Genomic DNA, 23,106 nt, shown 5'->3' with positions numbered 1-23,106 from the left:
CCGCGGTTCCACAGTGCTCGGACAGAAGGTCCGGGCGCCGCGCAGCGACACCACGGAGGACTCATATGGCTCTCGACCCCACGGTCAAGCAGGAGATCATCAAGGAGTACGCGACACACGAAGGCGACACCGGTTCTCCGGAGGTTCAGATCGCTGTCATGTCTCGCCGCATCGCCGATCTGACGGAGCACTTCAAGGAGCACAAGCACGACCACCACTCGCGTCGTGGCCTGCTCCTGCTCGTCGGACAGCGCCGCCGGATGCTCAAGTACCTGCAGAACACGGACGTCAACCGCTACCGCGAGCTCATCGGCCGCCTCGGCCTGCGCCGCTGAGTCCGCCTGCTCGCCGCCCAGCGCTCCCGGCGCCTGAGCCGGTCGCTGAGCGTTTCGAAGCCCCCTTCCACCGTGCGGTGGGAGGGGGCTTCCCGCATCCGCCGGGAGCGTGTGGCCGGAGAGGTCCGGTCCACTTGCTACGATGGGCGAGTCCAGTACCCGATGGCAGCGTCGTCGGTCCTCGACAGTGGCCTCCGCAATACGATGTGCGTGGGCTTCGATCGAAGGCCGCCGAAAACACGACGTGCCGCGCGAACGCGCAGCGCACTGCCGTCGGCCACAGCGCGCCGGTCCCACACGGGGACGCGGCGCAACCATCCCGCCGCCCGCTCGTTCGACGTGCGCGGCGGCAGAACGGAGACACCGTGGGGATCAACCCCGAGTCAACCGTCGCCCATATCGACAACGGGCGCTTCGGTACACACACAGTCCGCTTCGAGACCGGTCGCATCGCCCAGCAGGCCGCGGGCAGCGTCTGCGCCTACCTCGATGACGAGACGATGCTCCTGTCGGCCACGACCGCCAGCAAGAAGCCGAAGGAGCACTTCGACTTCTTCCCGCTGACCGTCGACGTCGAGGAGCGCATGTACGCGGACGGCCGGATCCCCGGCTCGTTCTTCCGCCGTGAGGGCCGTCCGTCCACGGACGCCATCCTCACCTGCCGCCTCATCGACCGCCCGCTGCGCCCCACCTTCGTCAAGGGTCTGCGCAACGAGGTCCAGGTCGTCGTCACCGTCATGTCGGTGGCGCCCGGCGTCCTCTACGACACGCTGGCGATCAACGCCGCGTCGATGTCGACTCAGCTGTCCGGTCTGCCCTTCAACGGTCCGATCGGCGGTGTGCGCATCGCACTGATCGATGACCAGTGGGTCGCGTTCCCGACCCACGAGCAGCTCGAGGACGCAGTCTTCGACATGGCCATCGCCGGTCGCGTCGTCGGTGACGACGTCGCGATCATGATGGTCGAGGCGGAGTCGTCGGATCGGGTCATCGATCTGGTCCGCGGCGGCGCCACCGCGCCGACCGAAGACGTCGTCGCGAGCGGCCTCGAAGCGGCGAAGCCCTTCATCCGTGAGCTCGTCCGCGCACAGAGCGAGCTCGCTGCCCGTGCGGCGAAGCCCACGGCCGACTACCCCGTCTTCAGCGAATTCCAGGACGACGTCTACGCGGCCGTCGAGGAGCTCGCGCTCGAGCAGCAGACGAAGAACTTCCAGATCGCGGACAAGCAGGAGCGCGAAGCCGCCGGCGACGTGCTGCTCACCTCCCTCTACGAGCAGCTCGCAGAGCGCTTCGAGGGACGCGAGGGAGAGATCGCGGGAGCGCTCAATGCGCTCACCAAGCAGGTCATCCGCAAGCGCATCCTCACCGAGCAGGTCCGGATCGACGGCCGTGGGCTCAAGGACATCCGTCCCCTGTCCGCGGAGACCGGTGTGCTGCCGCGTGTCCACGGATCGGCCCTCTTCGAGCGCGGCGAGACGCAGATCCTCGGCGTCACGACGCTCAACATGCTCAAGATGGAGCAGCAGATCGACTCGCTGTCGCCGGTGAAGTCGAAGCGCTACATGCACCACTACAACTTCCCGCCGTACTCCACCGGTGAGACCGGTCGCGTGGGCAGCCCCAAGCGCCGCGAGATCGGTCACGGTGCCCTCGCTGAGCGCGCGCTCATGCCCGTCCTGCCGACGCGCGAGGAGTTCCCCTACGCCATCCGCCAGGTCTCCGAGGCACTGAGCTCCAACGGCTCGACCTCGATGGGCTCGGTCTGCGCCTCGACGCTGGCGATGCTCCACGCGGGTGTGCCGCTGCGCGCTCCCGTCGCCGGAATCGCGATGGGCCTCGTCTCCGACCTGGTCGACACGCCGGACGGACCTCAGACCGCCTACGCCGCGCTCACGGACATCCTGGGTGCAGAGGACGCGTTCGGCGACATGGACTTCAAGGTGGCGGGCACCGGTGAGTTCATCACCGCGATCCAGCTCGACACGAAGCTCAACGGCCTTCCGGCCACCGTGCTCAGCGCCGCGCTCAAGCAGGCGCGCGAAGCGCGCCTCGCGATCCTCGACGTGATGAAGGAGGAGATCGACGCTCCGGCGGAGATGGCTCCGACTGCACCGCGGATCATCTCCGTGAACATCCCCGTCGACAAGATCGGTGAGGTCATCGGGCCCAAGGGCAAGATGATCAATCAGATCCAGGAGGACACCGGCGCGCAGATCAGCATCGAGGACGACGGCACCGTCCTCATCGGTGCCTCGGACGGCGTCGCGGCGGAAGCCGCCCGCAGTGCGATCAACGCGATCGCGAACCCGCAGGTCCCTGAGGTCGGAGAGCGCTACCTCGGCACCGTCGTCAAGCTCATGAGCTTCGGCGCGTTCGTGTCGCTGAGCCCGGGCCGCGACGGCCTGCTCCACATCTCGGAGCTGCGGAAGCTGAACGAGGGCAAGCGCGTGGAAGAGGTCGAGGACGTTCTCAGCGTGGGCCAGAAGGTCCAGGTCGAGATCACCAAGATCGATGATCGCGGAAAGCTGTCGCTCGTGCCGGTGACGGACGATTCGGACGACGACGCGGCCGCGGAGACGGCCGAGGAGGCCTGATCCGCACACGTGAGTGAGCTCCTCTCAGCCGGGGAGGGCGGTCGCATCGAGCGCACCGTCCTCCCCGGCGGCATTCGCATCATCACCGAGACCGTTCCCGGCCTGCAGTCGGAGACCGTCGGCGTCTGGGTGGGCTCGGGCTCACGCCACGAGTCCCACGTCGCCGCGGGATCCACGCATTTCCTGGAGCACATGCTCTTCAAGGGAACGGCGACCCGCAGCCCGCGGGACATCGCACGCGGCCTCGAGCGCACCGGCGGTGATTCCAACGCCGTGACGGCGAAGGAGTACACCTGCTACTACGCGCGGTGCCTCGTGAGCGACCTCGACGGCGTGGGCGAGCTGCTGTGGGACATGGTCCTGCGGTCCACGCTCGACGAAGCGGAGTTCGAGCGCGAACGCGGCGTCATCGTGGAGGAGCTCGCGATGGCCGCGGACGATCCGACGGACCAGCTGTTCGAGGACTTCGAGCAGCTCGCGTTCGCCGATCAGCCGCTCGGGCGCCCCGTCGGGGCGACGCGCCGGCAGATCCGTGTGCTCGAGCACAGCGTCCTGCGTGAGCACTACGAGGACGCGTACGCCGGTCCCGGACTGGTGTTCGCCGCCGCCGGGGGAGCATCCCATGCCGAGGTCGTCGAGCAGGTCACGGCGCACATCGCCGGTACCCGCGCAGTCCGGCCTCTCGCACAGAGCGCGAAAGCCCGGGACACCGCTGCCGACGCTCTGACCCCCGCTCTCTTCACCCCCGGCATCCATGTGCGGGAACGTGCGACCGAGCAGCAGGGGATCATCCTGGGCACAGCAGGCCTGCCCGAAGGGCATGATGACCGCTTCGTGCACCTCGTCCTGTCGAACCTGCTGGGCGGAGGCATGGCGTCACGGCTGTTCCAGCGGATACGGGAAGAGCATGGTCTCGCGTATTCCGTCCAGACCGTGCTCAGCCAGTACTCGGACGCCGGACTGTTCGGCGTGTACGCAGGGTGCGCGCCGGAATCCTCGGACCAGGTCCTCGCGCTCGTGCGGGAGGAGCTGCTCCGCATCGCGGACCGCGCACCGGGCGCGGACGAGGTGGACGACGTCGTGTCGCAGCTGGCGGGCGGCACCGTTCTGGGACTCGAATCGACTGCGGTGCGCATGAATCGGATCGCCCGCCACGAACTGACGGCAGTGCCCCTGCTGAGCGCCGAGGTGCTCATCGACCGGGTCCGCTCCGTGACGCCGGAGCAGATCCGTGCGCACGCGGTAGGGTTGCTCTCCCAGGAATGGGCGCTCGCAGCAGTCGGCCCGCGGGGCGATCTGCCGATGCCCTCGCTTCGCTGATTCCAGAAGGTCCCGCCGTGGGGGAATATCCGCAGGTCCCGGTGCCGTTGTCCCTGATAGCGGCCCGGGATAGGGTCGATGAATGTGGAGGGGCGTTCCGCCCACCCGACGAACACAAGGAGGCATCACATGGCTGAGTACAGCCTTCCCGACCTTCCGTACGATTACGCAGCGCTGGAGCCGCACATCTCCGGTCGCATCATGGAGCTGCACCACGACAAGCACCATGCGACCTACGTGAAGGGTGCGAACACCGCGCTCGAACAGCTGGCGGAGGCCCGTGAGAAGGGCGAATTCGGCACGGTGAGCAAGCTGTCGAAGGACCTCTCCTTCAACCTCGGCGGCCACATCAACCACACGATCTTCTGGAACAACATGAGCCCGGACGGCGGCGACAAGCCCACCGGAGAGCTCGCAGCGGCGATCGACGACCAGTTCGGCGGATTCGATGCGTTCCAGGGCCACTTCACGGCCGCGGCGACGTCGATCCAGGGCTCCGGCTGGGCCATCCTCGGGTGGGACACGCTGGGTCAGCGCCTCACCCTCGAGCAGCTCTACGATCAGCAGGGCAACGTGCAGGTGGGCTACATCCCGCTGCTGCAGCTCGACATGTGGGAGCACGCCTTCTACCTCGACTACCAGAACGTGAAGCCGGACTACGTCAAGGCCTGGTGGAACATCGTCAACTGGGAGGACGTGCAGGCACGCTTCGAGCGCGCACGCACGCAGACGCCGGGCCTCATCGCCTGACGCACCACTGCCAGTGCGACAGCGCCCCCGCTCTTCGGAGCGGGGGCGCTTCGTCGTTCGGCGCCGGCCCGTAGAATCGGTCACGACCGCGAAGCACAGGCCGATCCACCGGGATCGGGGAACAGGGAGTGACACGTGAGCGACATCCGAGTGGGCGTCATCGGAGCACAGGGGCGCATGGGGTCGCATGCCGTCGAGGCGATCGAAGCCGCAGACGGGTTCGTCCTCACCGCCGCGCTCGGCAGCTCGGATCCGATCGAGCAGATCCTCGACGCGAAGGTCGACGTCGCCGTCGAGCTCACGGTCCCCGGCGCGACGGAGGCCAACGTGGCGTTCCTGGTCGATCACGGCATCGACACAGTCGTCGGGACGACAGGGTGGACTGCGGAGCGCCTCGACGGACTCCGGACCCGCCTCGCCGATCAGCCGCAGACCGCCGTGCTCATCGCTCCGAACTTCTCGATCGGTGCCGTGCTCGCGATGCGCTTCGCAGAGCTCGCGGCTCCGTACTTCGATTCGGCGGAGATCCTCGAGATCCACCACACGCGCAAGCTGGACGCGCCGTCGGGAACCGCCGTGCACACGGCACAGCGCATCGCGCGGGCGCGTGCGGACGCCGGGCTGCCCGACATGCCGGATGCCACCGACTCGGATCCCCACGGCGCCCGCGGTGCGGCGATCGACGGCGTCCACGTCCACGCGGTACGCCAGCAGGGGATGAACGCCCACGAGGAGATCATGTTCGGCTCCGACGGCGAAGCGCTCACCCTGCGCACGGACACCTTCTCCACCAGTGCCTTCATGCCGGGGATCCTCACCGCCGTGCGCACGATCGGTGAGCGCAGCGGCCTGGACGTGGGGCTCGAGTCCTACCTGGACCTCGCATGACCCGGGCGAAGGTGGGGGTCGCGATCGTCTCGATCGCGCTGCTGCTCTACTTCTGGTTCACGTATCAGCGGGCCTGGATCATGGTGACGGACGAGTCGCTGCTCGCGAAGGGACTCGGCCTGGCGCTCTTCGCGCTGCCGATCGTCGGTGCCTGGACGCTCGTGCGCGAGCTGATGTTCGGTGCCCAGACGGAGCGCATCGCCGATGTGCTCGCCAGCGAGGGCGGACTGCCCCCGGACAACCTCCCGCGCACGCCCGGCGGCCGCATCGTGCGGGAAGCGGCGGATGCGGAGTTCGAGCGCTACCGCGCGGAGACCGATACGGCGCCCGATGACTGGCGCTCCTGGTTCCGGCTGTCGTGCGCGTACGACGCCGCGGGGGATCGCAAGCGCGCGCGGGAATCGATGCGACGAGCCATCCGGATGGAGAAGCGCGATAGCGTGAGCGCATGATCTCCAACCCGCTCCTCGGCCCCACGCGCGCAGACCTCAGAGCGCGCACGAGTATGAAATGGCGCCTGTATCCGGACACCGTCCTGCCGCTGTGGGTCGCGGAGATGGACGTGACGCTCGCGCCCGCCGTGTCCCAGGCGATCATCCGCGCGGCGGAATCCGGTGACACCGGCTATCCGTACGGCACGGACTACGCCGAGGCCGTGGCCCGCTTCGCATCGGAGCGCTGGGGATGGGACGGGCTGGATCCGTCGCGCGCCGCACTCGTGCCGGACGTGATGATGGGGATCGTCGAGACGCTCCGCCTGCTGACCGCACCGGGGGACGCCGTGGTCGTCACCTCGCCGGTCTACGCACCGTTCTTCGCCTTCGTCACGCACGCGGACCGGCAGGTGGTGGAGACGCCGCTCACGGCCGACGGCAGGCTCGACCCCGCCGCGATCGAAGACGCACTGGTGCGCGCACGTTCGCTCGGCTCCGCACATCCCGTGGTCCTCCTGTCGAACCCGCACAATCCCACGGGCACGGTGCACTCGCGGACGGAGCTCGAGGCGACGGCAGAGGTCGCACGCCGCCACGGCGCGCGGATCATCTCCGACGAGATCCACGCGCCGCTCGTCTACTCCGACGCGTCCTTCGTGCCCCTGCTGTCGGTCGCGGGTGCGGAGAACGCGTTCGCGCTCACGAGCGGCTCGAAGGCCTTCAACCTCGCAGGGCTCAAGGCGGCGCTGCTGATGGCCGGACCCGATGCGGCGTCCGACCTCGCGCGCCTGCCGGAGGAGGTCGGCCACGGGCCCAGCCACCTCGGCATCCTCGCGCACACCGCCGGGTTCGCCCACAGCGCGGACTGGCTCGATGCCCTGCTCGCGGGACTCGAGGAGAACCGATCGCTCCTGGGCGATCTGCTGTCGACCCATCTTCCCCAGGTGGCGTGGACGCCTCCGCAGGCCACGTACCTCGCCTGGCTGGACGCCTCGGCGCTGGGTCTGGAGGCATCCGCCTCCGCAGACGCGCTCGCAGTGGTCTCCGATCTCGCCGGACCGGCGAAGTTCTTCCTCGACGAGGCTCAGGTGGCGCTGAGCTCCGGGCACGTGTTCGGGAGAGGCGGGGAGAACGCGGTGCGCCTGAACTTCGCGACACGACCGGAGATCCTCGCGGAGGCCGTCACGCAGATGGGGGAGGCTGCGGCCGCCTCGGCCCGCTGACGCGCGCACCGTCGGGGGGATTCTGACAGTCGGGCGGTGACCGATCGTCGGCAGGAGTCTGGCCCCCGGACGGATCCAGACCGTCGCCGAGCACCGAACGTTGCACCGCTCGCACGGCCGCGGTGAGCACCGCCTCCAGCGGGCCCCGGCTCGAGACGAGGCCGGTCCACACCAGTCCGGCGACGATGACCGCGACGACGTTGACCCAGAACCACTCCGTCTGCGTGTCGAGCCAGGGCACGGTCCTCAGCGCGGTCATCTCTCCGAGCGCCAGGAGGCAGATGTGGAGCGTGTACATGCTCAGGGGCATCGAGCCCGGACGCGACAGCCACGCGTGCACGAGTGCCGGGCCGCGGTCCAGGAGCGGGCCCAGCAGGAGGCAGAGGGCGAGCACCGCCATCGCGACCCCGGCGGTCTGCACGAGGTCGAACGTCGTGCCCGAATGCGGGCCCGCGGTGACGAGCCACCAGGGGGAGTCCGCAGGAGTGACCCCGTAGGCGCCCAGCATGATGACGCGGTCGACGTATGTGTGGACCCCGGTCACGGACTCCTCACCGTAGAGCGAATCCAGCTCCCAGCGTCCGCGCATGTTCATGAGGAGGGCCGAGGCGGACAGTGCGAGCGTGGTGAGCGCTCCGCCCGCGATGAGGAGCGTGATCCGGCGATGGAGATCGGACCAGTCGATCCGTGCGAGCCACATGCCCAGCAGGATGTATCCGACCCACTGCAGCAAGGGGTAGTAGCCGGTCAGGAACAGCCCGACCCATGTGTCCGCCATGTGCATGTTGGAGAACGCCGGCACCGTCAGCCCCGAATCGGCGAAGCCGGAATCGACGCTGGACCGTATGGCGTGGGACAGCTGCGGGGTGACGAGGAACCAGGCCCACGCGCTCACGCCCAGCAGCCAGGTGGGCAGGCGCAGGAACAGCGGGGCTATGACGAACAGCACGCCGTAGTTGACGAGGATGATCGCGATGCCGGAGGGCAGCTCGCCCAGTGCGAATCCGATGAGCGCGATGAGTGCGCCGCGGATCACGAGTCCTGCGGACGCCGCGGCCCACCCGCGACCGCCGGTGTGCGCCAGCGCGCTGCGCGTCGACAGGATGATGGAGAAGCCGGCCAGGATGGCGAACAGTGCCGACGCGCGCCCCTGGAGCAGTGCGACGGCCGTGAGGTCGCCGGTCTCGTCCATGCGGGGCAGGACGTGCGTGGCCATCATGCCGAAGAGGGCGAGACCGCGGGCGATGTCGATGCCGAGGATCCGCGCACGCAGGGGCGGTCGCGGTGTCTGCGGATCGTGCGATGCGGGAGTGGGGGGCACGGCAAGCCTTCGCGGGTTCGCCCGCGCACGGCGGGTAGGATCGGAGCATGGCCATGATAGATGACGCAGCAGGCATCGAGGCGCGAAAGGCCTTCGGCCGCGTCGGTACTGCGATGATCACCCCGTTCACCGCGGACGGCGCTGTCGACTACGCCGCGCTCGAAGCGACGGCGGACTATCTCGTGCGGCTCGGAAACGACCTCCTGGTCGTGTCCGGCACGACGGGGGAGGCGTCCACGACGACGGATCTGGAGAAGGCGGAGATCCTCCGCGCCGTGATCTCCGCCACGTCAGGGCGTGCGAAGGTCGTCGCCGGAGTCGGCACGAACCACACGGCCCAGTCGATCGCGCTGTCGCGCAGCGCAGAGGAGTGCGGAGCCGACGGCCTCCTCGTCGTCACCCCGTACTATTCGCGCCCCACGCAGGACGGGATCATCGCCCACACGCGTGCGATCGCCGACTCCACACAGCTGCCCGTCATGCTCTACGACATCCCCGGCCGTTCGGCCGTCCCCCTCACCACCCCGACGATCCTGTCCCTGGCGGAGCATCCGCGCATCCTGGCGGTCAAGGATGCGAAGGGCGCGCTGGGCGCGTCCCAGGATGTCCTGGGGCACGGAGCGATCGCCGTCTACTCCGGTGAGGACGCACTCAACCTCCCGCTGCTCGCGATCGGCGCCTCCGGCGTCGTGTCCGTCGTTGGCCATGTCGCCGCGGACCGCATCAGCACCATCGTCTCCCTCGTCGCGTCGAATGATGTCGCGGCGGCCCGCCGGATCGCGGCGGACCTGGCACCACTGGTGGACGCGATCATGAACCACATGCCCGGTGTCGTCGCCGCGAAGGCGGCGCTCGAACTCCTGGGTGTGATCCCGACGCGCACGACGCGCCTCCCTCTGCTGCCGGCTGACGCCCAGCAGGTGGAGGCGGTGCGCCTGGCCCTGCAAAGGAGCGAATACCTCACGTGTTGACTTATCAGACAGAGATCGCGGAGCCGAAAAAGGCCTCCCGCGATGCTCTGAGAATCGTAGCACTCGGCGGACTCGGAGAAGTCGGCCGCAATATGACCGTCTTCGAATACCACGACAAGATCCTGATCGTGGACTGCGGCGTGCTGTTCCCGGAAGAGGAGCAGCCGGGCGTGGACCTGATCCTCCCGGACCTCACCTACCTCGAGGGCCGGTACGACAAGATCGTCGGCATGGTGCTCACCCACGGGCACGAGGACCACATCGGTGCTGTGCCCTACCTGCTGCGCAAGCGTGCCGATATCCCGCTGCTGGGATCCACGCTGACGCTCGCGCTGATCGAGGCGAAGCTCAAGGAGCACCGCATCAAGCCGACCACTCGGGTGGTCAAGGAGAACGACAAGGACCAGCTGGGTCCGTTCGACCTCGAGTTCATCGCGGTGAACCACTCGATCCCCGATGCCCTGGCCGTCATGATCCGGACCGGCGCGGGGAACGTCCTGCACACGGGCGACTACAAGATGGACCAGCTGCCGCTCGACGGACGCATCACGGACCTGCGCGCGTTCGCCCGGCTGGGGGAGGAGGGCGTCGATCTCTTCCTCACGGACTCCACGAACGCAGAGGTCCCGGGCTTCACTCCGTTCGAGAAGGACATCGGACCGGTCCTCGTGAACCTGTTCGCGCAGGCGCCCCGCCGCATCATCGTGGCCTCGTTCGCCTCGCACATGCACCGCGTCCAGCAGGTGCTCGATGCGGCGAGCGCGCACGGCCGCAAGGTCGCCTTCGTCGGGCGGTCGATGGTCCGCAACATGAAGATCGCACAGGATCTGGGGTACCTCACGGCACCTCCGGGGACCGTCATCGACATGAAGCGGGTGGGCGACTACCCGGATGACCAGATCGTGCTCATGAGCACCGGCAGCCAGGGCGAGCCCATGGCCGCGCTGGGACGCATGGCCAACCGCAACCACCCCATCGATGTGGGCGAGGATGACATGGTCATCCTCGCGTCCTCGCTGGTCCCCGGCAACGAGAACGCCGTCTTCCGCGTCATCAACGGACTCATGAAGCTGGGCGCGAAGGTCGTGCACAAAGGGTCCGCCAACATCCACGTGTCGGGTCACGCGTCCGCGGCAGAGCTCCTGTACACGTACAACATCGTCCAGCCGAAGGGCGTCATGCCGGTGCACGGCGAATGGCGCCACCTCCTGGCGAACGGCGAACTGGCGGCTCAGACGGGTGTGCCGGAGGATCGGATCATCCTGGCGGAGAACGGCTATGCGGTCGACCTGGTCGACGGCGTACCGACCGTCGCGGGGGCCTATCCGACGCAGGACCTCTTCGTCGACGGATCGTCCGTCGGAGCGATCACGGAGGCGGACCTCAAGGATCGCCTCACACTTGCGGGGGAGGGCTTCGTCTCCGTCTTCATGGCGGTCGACGCATCCCGCAGGGAAGTGATCGCGGGACCGGAGATCCATACGCGCGGTGTCGCGGAGGAGGCGAAGGTGTTCGCCTCGATCGCGCCCAAGCTGGAAGCTGCGGTGCTGGATGCGCTGCGGAACGGCACGAAGGACCGGCACCAGCTCCAGCAGATCATCCGCCGCACGATCGGACGCTGGATCTCATCGAAGCTGCGTCGCAAGCCGATGATCGTCCCGATGGTCGTCGTGCTCTGACGGTCGCCGGACACAGACAGGGGGCCCTGGAGAACCGAAAGGTTCTCCAGGGCCCCCTGTCTGTGTCTCCGGGTGATCAGCGACGATGCGCGGCGCGCGGTGACGTGTACGCCACGGTGACGTGCGCTGGTGATGCTCGTCGAGGTCAGAAGCCCGTGTCGAGCGCCCAGCCCTGTGCGAGCTCCTTCGCAGTCGCGTGCAGCTGCGCGGCCACCTGCTCGTACACGAGCGGTCCCAGTCGGGAACTGGGACCGGACACGGACAGCCCAGCGGGTGCGGGGCCACCCGGCACCGCGACCGCGAGGCACCTCACTCCCACCTCCTGCTCCTCATCGTCGATCGCGTAGCCGCGCTCGCGGCTGGCGCCGACCTCCGCGAGCACCGCGTCGAGATCCTGTGTGCCTGCTGTCGTGAGGACGTCGCGGACCTGGGACTCCGGCAGCGTCGTGAGAACCGCCTTGCCGACTCCGGACGCGTGCAGGGCCACGCGTCGCCCAACCTCTGTGAACATGCGCATCGAGCGGTGCGACGAGGCCTGTGCGACATAGGTCATCGTGTCCTGCGTGAGGAATGCCAGATTCACCGTCTCCTCGAGCCGCGTCACCAGCCGGTCGAGTGCCGGTTGGACCTGGGCGCCCGACTGCTGCGCCGCGACTGTTCCCAGTCGCACCAGGCGTGCTCCGAGCGCATATCGACGGTCCGGGAGCTGGAGCACATATCCGCGGACGTTCAGGGTTGCGAGCAGACGGTGCACCGTGGGGACCGGGAGCCCGGCCGCCTGGGCGATCTCCTTGGACCGCGCGATGCCCCCGACTTCGGCGAGGGCTTCGAGGACGTCGATCGTGCGATCGACCGACTGGACGCGGGCGGGGCGGGAGGGGGAGGTCTGGGAAGTCATCGTGTTCACCAGCGTAGCCGCCGCGGGGAGGCCCCGCGGCGGCTACGTGCGGTGTGCGTCAGCGACTCACCGGCGCGTCCTCGACAGACCCGCTGGGCCGGTCGGGGAGCAGGTCGCCGTTCGGAACGTCGTTCGTCCTGCGCAGCGTGAAGAACGCTGTGACGAGTCCGATGACGAGCAGCGCGAACACGATCGTGCCGAGGTTCAGCCCACCGCCGAACACCATCATGAACGCGATGGACCCGGCCAGGAGGCTGTAGACGACCATCGGCAGTGCGGTCTTCCGCAGGATCTCGCCCTCGCGTCCCAGCAGGCCCACCGTGGCGGCGGCTGCGACGACGTTGTGGACGGCGACCATGTTGCCGGCGGCTCCGCCGACGGCCTGGGCGGCGACGATCGTCTCCGGCGACTCCACGCCGAGATTCACACCGGTCGCGAACTGGAACTGCGAGAACATGAGGTTGGAGACCGTGTTCGACCCGGCCACGAACGCTCCCAATGCTCCGACGAACGGTGCGACGAGCGGCCACGCGCTGCCCATCGAGTTCGCCGCCGCCTCCGCCAGGGTGAGAGGCATGGAGTCCATGCCGGACGAGTTGAAGTCCGCGCCGGAGTTGATGAACACGCGGACCATCGGCACGGAGCACAGCAGTGCGAACGCGGCGCCGGCGATCTGCTTGCCCGCGACCCGCCACGCCCCGGCGACCTGGTTCCTGCCCATGCGCTGCAGCGGGATGGTGAGCAGTGCGGCGATGATGAAGAGGAAGCCGGGGGAGTACAGCAGGTCGGACGTCTGGCTGATTCCGGTACCGAGGAGGTTCGAGAAGTCGATGGCCAGCGTCGTGCCGAGGAGCTCCTTGAGCGGCGGGATGTTCCGTGTGAGGAGCAGCAGCGCGACGATGATGAGGTAGGGCGACCACGCGAGGACGAGTGGCATCTTCTTCTCGAGGACGACCTCCTCGGTGCGCGGGTCGACTTTGCCCATCCAGCGGTCGGGCCAGCGGTGACGCGGAGCGAAGTCCCACGTGTCCTTCGGCTGGAGGAATCCGGCGCGAGCCGCGGACACGACGATCAGGAGGCTGATGATGCCGCCCAGGAGCGAAGGGAACTCGGGGCCGAGGAAGATCGCGACCAGCAGGTAGGGGACGACGAAGGACACAGCGGCGAAGAAGGCGAACGGGGCGACGGCGAGACCGGCGCGGAAGCTCTTCTGCTCACCGAAGAAGCGCGTCATGAAGCACACGAGGATCAGTGGGATCATGAGGCCGCAGATCGCGTGGAGGGTGGCGACCTGCACAGCGGTGTGTGCGACGAACGCTGACTGCTCCGTCATCCCGAGCTCCGCCATCCGGTCGAGGACTGGTTGCGGGAAGCGTCCGGAATCGCCGGATATGAGGCCCTGCCCGATGCCGGTGAGCATCGGAGTGCCGACGGCGCCGAAGCTCACCGGTGTCGACTGGATGATGAGGCCCGCGAGCACGGCGGCGACGGCGGGGAACCCGAGTGCCAGCAGGAGAGGGGCCACGACGGCGGCGGGGGCTCCGAAACCGGCGGCGCCCTCGATGAAGCTGCCGAACAGGAACGCGATGATGACGACCTGGATGCGGCGATCAGGGGAGATGGAGACGAAACCGGCCTTGATCGAGTCGATCGCACCGGATTTGGTCAGGGTCGAGAGGAGCAGGAGCGCTCCGAAGACGATCCAGAGGAGGCCGAGGGCCACGATGATCCCCTGGATCACCGATGCGGTGATCGTGACGGCGGAGATGCCCCAGCCGAAGAACGCCACGAGTGCTGCGACGACCAGTGCCGCAGGCATGGCGACGGTGGCGGGGGTGCGGAAGACGAGCAGGAGCACGCCCGCCACGATGATGGGTGAAGCCGCCAGCAGAGCTGCGACTGCGATGTTGTCCATGAGGGAGTCCCGTCGAGTGTTCAGAGTCGGATGTCGACCGGACCCAGCGCAGTGCTGAGAGTTCGGTCACTGTGAGTTTTCTATCACGTTCCTGCTCGTTTGCCGTGAGCGACGGTCGGGAATCTTGCACAGCGGACTCCAATCGGAATGAAACCGTGATTTCGCCGGACAGAATCAGCCGTGATTCCACGACACGGGATCGTGATTTCACCAGTGATGAGTCCCGGTGCTAGCGTGCAGGCAGAGACGTGACGACCGACATACAGTCCGGCCGGACCGACCACGAAAGGCCAGAGTTGACTTCCACCGCACCATCCGCTGCCTCGGGAGGCCGGACCGCGGCGACTCTCGACGAGCTCGTCGCCCAGCTGCCCGACGGCGCAGTCATCACCGATCCTGTGAAGACCGAGGCCTACCGTCGCGATCGCGCGGAGGATCCGAACGCGGGCACGCCCGCTGCCGTCGTGCGCGCGACGTCGACGGAGGACGTCCAGGCCGTCGTCCGCTACGCCGCGGCGACGGGGACCCCGGTCGTCCCGCGCGGCGCGGGGACCAGCCTGTCCGGCGGCTCCACCGCCATCGACGGCGGGATCGTCCTCTCGCTCGAGCGCATGCGCGACATCACGATCGATCCGGTCACCCGCACCGCGGTCACGCAGCCGGGCGCGTTCAACGTCGAGGTCAAGGAAGCCGCCGGAGAGCACGACCTCTGGTACCCGCCGGACCCCGCGTCCTTCACGTTCTGCAGCATCGGCGGCAACATCGCGACGAACGCCGGCGGACTGTGCTGTGTGAAGTACGGCGTCACCACCGACTACGTGCTCGGCATGAAGGTCGTGCTGGCCGACGGACGCGCGATCGAACTGGGCGGTCCCCGTCTCAAGGACGTCGCCGGACTGTCGCTCACGAAGCTGTTCGTCGGCAGCGAGGGCACCCTCGGGATCATCACGGAGGTGACGCTGCGACTCGTGCCCGCCCAGCGTCCTCCGCACACTCTCGTGGCGACGTTCCCCACCCTCGACTCCGCGACGGCGGCCGTGCTCGCCATCACGCAGCGCATGCGCCCCTCGATGCTCGAGTTCATGGACCGCCCGACCATCAACGCGGTCGAGGACGAGACGAAGATGGGGCTGGACCGCGACGCGGCCGCCATGATCATCGTGCAGTCCGACGAGCCCGCGGGCCACGCGGGCGTCGAGATCGCGGAGGTCACGCAGCTCTGCGAGTCGAACGGGGCCACTGAGGTCTTCTCCACGGACGACGCGGACGAGGGCGAGGCGTTCATCGCCGCCCGCCGCATCGCGATCCCCGCCGTGGAGAAGAAGGGCACGATCCTGCTCGAGGACGTGGGCGTGCCGCTGCCGCGCCTGGGCGCTCTGGTCTCCGGCATCGACGAGATCTCGCAGCGCCACGACGTGCTCGTGGCCGTCATGGCCCACGCCGGCGACGGCAACACGCACCCCCTGGTCGTCTTCGACCCGACGGACGCGGAACAGCGGGAGCGCGCCCACACGGCGTATGGGGAGATCATGGACCTGGCGGTCTCGCTGGGCGGCACGATCACCGGCGAGCACGGAGTGGGGCGCCTCAAGCAGCCGTGGCTGGCCGGCTACCTGGGCGAGGACGTCCTTGACATCAACCAGCGCGTCAAGGATGCGCTCGATCCCCAGGGGATCCTCAACCCCGGCGTCGTCTTCGACGCCCGTCCGGAATCGGATCCCGTGACTGCGGAGGCACCCGCCGGCGCAGCTGCTGCGGCGGCGGCCCCAGCAGGAGCCGCCGCAGCCTCGGCCGCGGTGCAGACTGATGCTCCCGCACCCATGACCTCGACCACAGGAGAACCCGTGAGCTTCTCGACCCCGACGATCACGTACGACCTCGCAGCGCGGGCCGTCGCGCTCACCATCGAGGAGGGGAAGAAGGCGGGCGTGCGCACCTGCGCGACGATCGTCGATCCGGCCCTCCAGCTGGTGGCCTACGGCCGCACCGACGGCATGACCCCGCACAGCGTCGAGACGAGCCGCAGGAAGGCGCAGACCGCCGCCTCGACCCGGCGCCCCAGCGCGCTCATCCTCCCGGAGCTCGCGCAGAAGCTCGAGCACGGCACCGGCGGCCTGCTCACGAGCATCGCCGGCGGAGTCCCGATCGCGTTCGACGGAGTCGTCGTCGGCGGCCTCGGCGTGGCCGGCGGCAAGCCGCCCGAGGACGCGGCCATCGCGGACGCGGTCCTCGCCGCACTGGGAGCAGATCCCGCAGAGACCGCGTCCTGAGCGCGTCTCACTCCACAGCGAAACACCAGCCAGTCCATCCACGAACACACCACCAGAGGAGCAGGACATGACCGCATCCACCGTCGAGCTGCCGGAAGGCCTCGAGATCACGACCGCACTGCCGGAGGGCGCTGAGAAGGTCCTCACGCCCGACGCGCTGTCCCTCATCGTCTCGCTGCACCGCAAGTTCGCCGCGACCCGCAAGGAGCGCCTCGCAGCGCGCGTCGACCGCCAGGCGCGCCTGGACGCCGGAGAGGAGCTCGACTTCCTCGAGGAGACCCGCGCCATCCGCGAGGACGACTCATGGCAGGTCGCGGCACCGGCCCCGGGCCTCGAGGACCGCCGCGTCGAGGTCACCGGCCCCACGTACAAGAAGATGACGATCAACGCGCTGAACTCCGGCGCGAAGGTGTGGCTGGCCGACCAGGAGGACGCGAACACCCCGGCATGGGACTCCGTCATCGGCGGTCAGCTCAACCTGCTGGACGCCACACGTCGCGAGATCGACTTCGTCTCCGAGCAGGGCAAGTCGTACAGCCTCCGCCCCGACGAGGAGCTGCCGACCATCGTGGTCCGCCCGCGCGGCTGGCACCTCGAGGAGAAGCACATGAAGATCGACGGGCAGATCGCATCCGGCTCGCTCGTCGACTTCGCCCTCTACTTCGCGACCGCGGGCCGCGAGCAGCTGGCGAAGGGCCGTGGCCCGTACTTCTACATCCCGAAGATGGAGTCGCACCTCGAGGCGCGTCTGTGGAACGACGTGTTCGTCCACGCGCAGGACGAGCTGGGCGTGCCCCAGGGCACGATCCGCGCGACCTGCCTCATCGAGACCTACCCGGCCGTGTTCGAGATGGAGGAGATCCTCTACGAGCTGCGCGACCACTCCGCGGGCCTGAACGCCGGCCGCTGGGACTACATCTTCTCCGTCATCAAGACGCACCGTGCGAAGGGCGAGGACTGGATCCTCCCAGACCGCGGCCTCGTGACGATGACCGTGCCGTTCATGCGCGCGTACACGGAGCTCCTGGTCCGCACCTGCCACAAGCGCGGCGCACACGCGATCGGCGGCATGAGCGCGTTCATCCCGTCCAAGGACGAGGAGGCGAACACCAAGGCGTTCAAGCAGGTCGAGAACGACAAGTCGCGTGAGGCGGGCGACGGGTTCGACGGTTCCTGGGTCGCGCACCCGGGCATGGTCGAGGCCTGCCGCACCGAGTTCAACAAGGTGCTGGGCGATGAGCCGAACCAGATTGCGAAGAAGCGCGAGGACGTCTCCGTGACGGCGGCGGACCTCCTCAACGTCAAGGACACCCCCGGTGACGTGACGGAGACGGGCCTGCGGGCGAACATCGCCGTGGGCATCCAGTACGTCCAGGCGTGGCTGAGCGGCAACGGCGCGGCGGCGATCAACGGCCTCATGGAGGACGCGGCGACCGCGGAGATCTCCCGCTCGCAGGTGTGGCAGTGGCTGCACTTCGGCGTGAAGCTCGCGGACACCGGTGAGAGCGTCTCGAAGGAGCTCGTCGACCGCCTCATCGCCGAAGAGGTCGCGAACCTGCCGGGCGAGGAGTCCGACTGGGCCACCTCGCGCGATCTGTTCGCGACGATGGCGACGCAGGAGGACTACGCGGACTTCCTCACGATCCCCGCGTACGAGCTGCTGGGCTGAGCGATGCTCGGCTGAGTCTCAGCGCCGACGCGTGAGCGCCGGGTGCACCGTACGGTGCACCCGGCGCTTCGTCGTTCGGAGCAGGGGCTTCGCGAGGGCGCAGCCTGCCTGTGGGCGACTGGGATGAGGCGACCGCCGCCGAGGCCGCGGTCACCTCTTGTGGTAGAGGTCCGCCTTCCGCTGGTACTGGGGGTCGCTCGTCACGCGGATGCCGAGGCTCCGGAAGATCCCCTCATCGACGGAGCCGAGGATCGTCGTCGTGTGCGCGTCGGTGTCCGTGAGATCGGCGAGGCGGGACAGCGCCAGGCGACTCGTCTCGGAGGATCCCGCGGACACGGACAGGGCGATGAGGACCTCGTCGGTGTGCAGCCGCGGATTGCGGCTGCCCAGGTGCGAAGTCTTGAGCGTCTGGATCGGCTCGATGGACTCCGGGGACAGGAGGTGCTCCTCCTCGTCGATGCCGGCGAGGTGCTTGAGCGCATTGAGCAGCATCGCGGCCGAGCACCCGAGGAGCGCGGACGTCTTCCCCGTGATGAGGGTGCCGTCGTGCAGGCGCATCGCGGAGGCGGGCGCGTCGGTCTGCTGCGCGAGTCCGCGCGCGGGCGCGACGACGGTCCGGTCGCCGACGTCGATGCCGGCCCGGCTCATCACGAGGCCCACCCGGCTGGAGACGTCCTCCGCCGCCCCCTCGCGATGCTCGGCGACCTGGGCCTGGAACCAGCGGCGGATGATCTCCTGCCCCGCGGCGTCACGGCACGCGGCGTCGTCCGAGATGCACCTGCCCACGAGGTTGACGCCCATGTCCGTGGGCGACCGGTAGGGGCTGCTCCCGTCGATCCGCTCCAGCAGTGCCGTGAGCAGCGGGAAGACCTCGACGTCGCGGTTGTAGGACGTCGCCTGCTCCCCGTAGGCGCGCAGGTGGAAGGGATCGATGACGTTGAGATCGTCGAGGTCCGCGGTCGCGGCCTCGTAGGCGAGGTTGACGGGATGCTCGAGCGGCAGGTCCCACACGGGGAAGGTCTCGAACTTCGCGTATCCGGACGACACGCCGCGGCGATGGTCGTGGTAGATCTGCGACAGGCACGTCGCGAGCTTCCCGGATCCGGGGCCGGGCGCGGTGAGCACGATGAGGTCGCGGGAGGGTGAGAACGCCTCGTTCCGGCCGAAGCCGTCATCGCCGACGATGCGGGCGACGTCGGTGGGATAGCCCGGGATGGTCCGGTGCCGCACGGTGCGGAGCCCCAGGCGCTCCAGACGATTCCGGAATCCGTGCCCCGACTGGTCGTCGTCGTCGAGCTGGGTCAGCACGACGTTCTCGACGAGGAACCCCCGTGACCGGAACGCGTCGACGAGGCGGAGGACCTCCTCCTCGTAGGTGATCCCGAGGTCGGCGCGGACCTTGTGCCGCTGGAGATCGCGCGCGTTCACCGCGATGACGATCTCCAGCTCGTCCCGCAGCTCCTCGAGCATCGCGATCTTCGTGTCCGGATCGAACCCGGGCAGGACCCGAGCCGCATGCATGTCGTCGAAGAGCTTGCCGCCCATCTCGAGGTAGAGGCGACCGCCGATCCTGCGCTGGCGTTCGCGGATGTGCTCGGACTGGAGGGCGATGTACCGGTCCCGGTCGAAGCCGACGGGAGGCCCGCCCTCCCGCCGCGGTGAGGCGCTGAGAGCGGCGGAGTCGGTGGGGGACGGGGCGTGGGACATGGGGGACCCTTTGCTCATCGCGGATGACAGGACTGCGGTGAAGCCTATCGGTCTTCCGCGCTGATCCGCGGACAGCACCTGTGCAGCGCGTCCCGTGCCCTCACACGCCGACGTCCGGCTGATCCGAGGGCACAGCGTCTCCTGGGAATACCATGGGGACCATGGCGACCCGTACGACTTCCCCCGCCAAGAACGGTCGCGCTCGCACGTCCCCGCGCTCAGGGGGCGCCTCACAGGCGCCTCGTGGCAGCAAGCGGACACCGAACGCGAACCGGAACGCCGGGGGCCCCGATGCCGACAAGGCTGCCCGGAGTGGGAACATCCTCACCGGCGCATGGATGGGAGTGGCTCACATGGCCGGCGACCGGACACGCAGGAACCTCGACCCGAACGAGGCGGCCGACGAGCCGACCCGCCGCGATGGGACGGGCTTCGCGCTCGTCGCGCTGGCGATCCTCATCGCGGCCTTCGAGTGGTGGCACATCCCCGGAGCATTCGGCGACGGCGTCCGCTCCGTCGTCGAGGGCACGTTCGGCAGGGTCGCCCTGGCACTGCCGATCATCCTGGTGGGATACGCGATCCGCCTGTTCCTGCGGGGCGACGACACACGCGGCAACAACCGCATCCTCATCGGCGTGATCGCACTCATCATCGCGGCTGCCGGGCTGGCCCATGTCGCTGCGGGGAATCCGAGCTTCGTGAACACGCGTGAGGCGATGGCCAACGGCGGCGGCGCTGTGGGGTACATCATCTCGTCTCCGCTCATCGCGGCCACGACCGTATACGTGACGGTCCCGCTGCTGGTGCTCCTCGGCCTGTTCTCGCTGCTCGTGCTCACAGCGACGCCGGTCCGCGAGATCCCCTCGCGACTCGTCGGCGCGTACCACCGTCTGGTCGACGGAGCGCCGAGTGAGGGGGGCGCGGGCGAAGCGGGTGAGGACGACCTCATCGCATCTGGGAAGACCACGTCGACCCTCAAGCCGATGGGCCGTAAGCGCGGTTCGCGGAAGAAGGCCGATCAGGACGACGCCTCGACCCCGTCGCACGAAGAGGAGAAGGACGTCGCCTACGACAAGGCGTACATCCACGAGGCCGACGTCGAGGGCGAGCCGAAGAAGGACGCGGACGTCTACGACGTCGATGCGACGTCCGAGCCCGCCTACCGTCCGGGTGAGCGCCGTCCGACGAAGGCGGAGAAGCAAGCACAGAAGCTCCGCCGCGACGTCGGCATGGAGGACGAGACGCGGGTGCTCGACAGCCGCAGCGCGGCGGGGAAGCCCACCGATCCGTCGGCGGGCAGCGAGGACGACACCGCACAGGTGCCGACCGTCTCGACACCGGTCCCGCAGGCGACCGGCGAGCTCCCGCAGCGCGTCACGCAGCTGGAGCTCAACGGCGATGTCACGTACACGCTGCCGTCGTCGGACGCCCTGACCCCGGGGCCGCCGCCCAAGGAGCGCTCCGAGGCCAATGACCGCGTCGTCGAAGCGCTGCGCGATGTCATGCAGCAGTTCAAGATCGATGCGGAGGTCACCGGCTTCTCCCGCGGACCGACCGTCACGCGGTACGAGGTGGAGCTCTCGCCCGGCACGAAGGTCGAGAAGGTCACCGCGCTGTCGAAGAACATCTCGTACGCCGTCGCGAGCGCTGATGTCCGCATCCTCTCGCCGATCCCCGGCAAGAAGGCGATCGGCATCGAGATCCCCAATGCGGACCGTGAGACGGTCTCGCTCGGCGACGTGCTGCGGTCCAACGCGGCGCGGAAGACCGAGCATCCGATGGTCATGGGCGTGGGCAAGGACGTCGAGGGCGGCTTCGTCGTCGCGGACCTCTCCAAGATGCCGCACCTCCTGGTCGCGGGTGCGACCGGCGCCGGCAAGTCCAGCTTCGTGAACTCCATGATCACGTCGATCATGATGCGTGCGACGCCGGATGAGGTCCGCATGATCCTCGTGGATCCGAAGCGCGTCGAGCTCACGATCTACGAGGGCATCCCGCACCTCATCACCCCGATCATCACGAGCCCCAAGAAGGCCGCGGAGGCGCTCGAATGGGTCGTGCGGGAGATGGATGCGCGGTACGACGACCTCGCGTACTTCGGCTTCAAGCACGTCAAGGAGTTCAACAAGGCGGTGCGCGAGGGCCGCATCGAGGTGCCGCCGGGCTCCGAGCGAGAACTGAACCCGTACCCCTACCTGCTCGTGATCGTCGACGAGCTCGCAGACCTCATGATGGTCGCACCGCGCGACGTCGAGGCGAGCATCCAGCGCATCACCCAGCTGGCGCGCGCCGCGGGCATCCACCTGGTGCTCGCGACCCAGCGTCCGTCCGTGGACGTCGTGACAGGTCTGATCAAGGCCAACGTCCCGTCCCGCCTGGCGTTCGCGACCTCATCGCTCGCGGATTCGCGGGTCGTCCTCGACCAGCCCGGTGCGGAGAAGCTGATCGGGCAGGGCGATGCGCTGTTCCTCCCGATGGGCACCGCGAAGCCGATCCGCGTGCAGGGCGCGTGGGTGAACGAGTCGGAGATCGAAGAGGTCGTCGAGCACGTCAAGTCGCAGCTCGCTCCCAACTATCGCGAAGACGTCGCCGTCGAAGCGCCCAAGAAGCAGATCGACGAGGAGATCGGCGACGACCTCGACCTGCTGCTGCAGGCTGCCGAACTCGTGATCACGACCCAGTTCGGCTCGACCTCGATGCTCCAGCGGAAGCTGCGCGTGGGCTTCGCGAAGGCCGGTCGACTCATGGACCTCATGGAATCGCGCGGGATCGTCGCGGCCTCGGAGGGATCGAAGGCGCGCGACGTGCTCGTGCGCCCCGAGGACCTGCCGTCGATCCTCGCGGTCATCCGCGGTGACGAACCGGCGGGCGACGACTCGTCCGGACCTGCAGGGGCATCCGCAGCCCACGGACACGGTGACGACGGCGACGAGGGGTCCGCCCCCCACGATCACCGACCCGACGGCGGAGGAGGCGACCGCATGTACGACGACGCGACAGGCCTCGAGGTCGTCGAGGAGACGTCGGACGACGCGTGGGAGCTGACCGGCCGGTGAGCCGGAGGACCATGATCGCCCCGGTCCGCACGGCGGATCCCTGCGGGCCGGTCGACCGCGATGGGAGAGGGCTAGG

16 protein-coding genes are annotated in these 23,106 nt (G+C 68.6%); 12 read left to right on the top strand and 4 right to left on the bottom strand.

Going from position 1 to position 23,106, the window contains the following annotated elements; all coding sequences use genetic code 11:
• Positions 1–65 precede the first annotated feature (65 nt).
• From rpsO to BSP109_RS03540, 7 genes are all read left to right on the top strand, one after another.
• A complete protein-coding gene (rpsO, locus tag BSP109_RS03570; RefSeq protein ID WP_101599396.1) occupies positions 66–335 on the top strand; it encodes a 30S ribosomal protein S15 in 270 nt (89 codons plus the stop codon).
• Between the two features lie 365 nt (positions 336–700).
• Positions 701–2,929 carry a polyribonucleotide nucleotidyltransferase gene (locus BSP109_RS03565; protein ID WP_087008246.1) on the top strand — a complete coding sequence of 743 codons (2,229 nt, stop codon included), beginning with the start codon at positions 701–703 and terminating at the stop codon, positions 2,927–2,929.
• 9 nt (positions 2,930–2,938) lie between these two features.
• Positions 2,939–4,249 carry a pitrilysin family protein gene (locus tag BSP109_RS03560; protein WP_087008248.1) on the top strand — a complete coding sequence of 437 codons (1,311 nt, stop codon included), beginning with the start codon at positions 2,939–2,941 and terminating at the stop codon, positions 4,247–4,249.
• Between the two features lie 129 nt (positions 4,250–4,378).
• Positions 4,379–4,999: a superoxide dismutase gene (locus BSP109_RS03555; protein ID WP_087008250.1), complete on the top strand. Its 621-nt coding sequence runs from the start codon at positions 4,379–4,381 to the stop codon at positions 4,997–4,999.
• Positions 5,000–5,134: 135 nt separating this feature from the next.
• Positions 5,135–5,887: a 4-hydroxy-tetrahydrodipicolinate reductase gene (gene dapB / locus BSP109_RS03550; RefSeq protein ID WP_087008252.1), complete on the top strand. Its 753-nt coding sequence runs from the start codon at positions 5,135–5,137 to the stop codon at positions 5,885–5,887.
• A complete protein-coding gene (locus BSP109_RS03545) occupies positions 5,884–6,339 on the top strand; it encodes a tetratricopeptide repeat protein (protein ID WP_087008255.1) in 456 nt (151 codons plus the stop codon). The genes dapB and BSP109_RS03545 overlap by 4 nt, the downstream gene beginning before the upstream one ends.
• Positions 6,336–7,544, top strand: coding sequence for a MalY/PatB family protein (locus tag BSP109_RS03540; protein ID WP_101599395.1), 1,209 nt, complete (start codon positions 6,336–6,338; stop codon positions 7,542–7,544). Before BSP109_RS03545 ends, BSP109_RS03540 begins: the two co-directional genes overlap by 4 nt.
• Here the strand turns inward: BSP109_RS03540 and BSP109_RS03535 are convergent.
• Entirely contained in the window at positions 7,504–8,865 is a 1,362-nt protein-coding gene (locus BSP109_RS03535) for a heparan-alpha-glucosaminide N-acetyltransferase domain-containing protein (protein WP_101599394.1), read from the bottom strand. The two genes, BSP109_RS03540 and BSP109_RS03535, sit on opposite strands and share 41 nt — an antisense overlap.
• Before the next feature lie 47 nt (positions 8,866–8,912).
• Between BSP109_RS03535 and dapA the strand changes: the two genes are divergently transcribed.
• Together dapA and BSP109_RS03525 are read left to right on the top strand one after the other, a co-directional pair.
• Complete coding sequence (gene dapA / locus BSP109_RS03530; RefSeq protein WP_101599393.1) at positions 8,913–9,836, top strand: 4-hydroxy-tetrahydrodipicolinate synthase; 924 nt, start codon at positions 8,913–8,915, stop codon at positions 9,834–9,836.
• A complete protein-coding gene (locus BSP109_RS03525; RefSeq protein ID WP_087008262.1) occupies positions 9,830–11,515 on the top strand; it encodes a ribonuclease J in 1,686 nt (561 codons plus the stop codon). Before dapA ends, BSP109_RS03525 begins: the two co-directional genes overlap by 7 nt.
• 145 nt (positions 11,516–11,660) lie before the next feature.
• Here the strand turns inward: BSP109_RS03525 and BSP109_RS03520 are convergent, their stop codons facing one another.
• Both BSP109_RS03520 and BSP109_RS03515 read right to left on the bottom strand, forming a co-directional pair.
• Positions 11,661–12,413 (bottom strand): IclR family transcriptional regulator, encoded by a 753-nt coding sequence (locus BSP109_RS03520; RefSeq protein ID WP_101599392.1) that lies wholly within the window; start codon positions 12,411–12,413, stop codon positions 11,661–11,663.
• A 58-nt stretch (positions 12,414–12,471) separates the two neighbouring features.
• Complete coding sequence (locus tag BSP109_RS03515) at positions 12,472–14,328, bottom strand: L-lactate permease (RefSeq protein ID WP_101599391.1); 1,857 nt, start codon at positions 14,326–14,328, stop codon at positions 12,472–12,474.
• Between the two features lie 296 nt (positions 14,329–14,624).
• Between BSP109_RS03515 and BSP109_RS03510 the strand changes: the two genes are divergently transcribed.
• Both BSP109_RS03510 and aceB read left to right on the top strand, forming a co-directional pair.
• Positions 14,625–16,598: an FAD-linked oxidase C-terminal domain-containing protein gene (locus BSP109_RS03510; protein ID WP_101599390.1), complete on the top strand. Its 1,974-nt coding sequence runs from the start codon at positions 14,625–14,627 to the stop codon at positions 16,596–16,598.
• Between the two features lie 67 nt (positions 16,599–16,665).
• On the top strand, positions 16,666–18,267 hold the full coding sequence (gene aceB, locus BSP109_RS03505) for a malate synthase A (protein WP_101599389.1): 1,602 nt from the start codon (positions 16,666–16,668) through the stop codon (positions 18,265–18,267).
• Positions 18,268–18,417: 150 nt separating this feature from the next.
• Here aceB and BSP109_RS03500 read toward each other — a convergent pair whose 3' ends face one another.
• The gene (locus tag BSP109_RS03500; protein ID WP_101599388.1) at positions 18,418–19,974 is read right to left on the bottom strand and encodes a DUF1846 domain-containing protein; all 1,557 of its coding nucleotides are present in this window, start codon (positions 19,972–19,974) and stop codon (positions 18,418–18,420) included.
• A gap of 353 nt (positions 19,975–20,327) precedes the next feature.
• Here BSP109_RS03500 and BSP109_RS03495 point away from each other — a divergent pair, with 353 nt between their 5' ends.
• Complete coding sequence (locus tag BSP109_RS03495; protein ID WP_180959604.1) at positions 20,328–23,030, top strand: DNA translocase FtsK; 2,703 nt, start codon at positions 20,328–20,330, stop codon at positions 23,028–23,030.
• Positions 23,031–23,106 lie beyond the last annotated feature (76 nt).

Source organism: Brevibacterium sp. Mu109 (genome assembly GCF_900169375.1).
Classification (GTDB): domain Bacteria; phylum Actinomycetota; class Actinomycetes; order Actinomycetales; family Brevibacteriaceae; genus Brevibacterium; species Brevibacterium yomogidense_A.
This window is presented reverse-complemented; position numbering and strand designations above follow the sequence as displayed.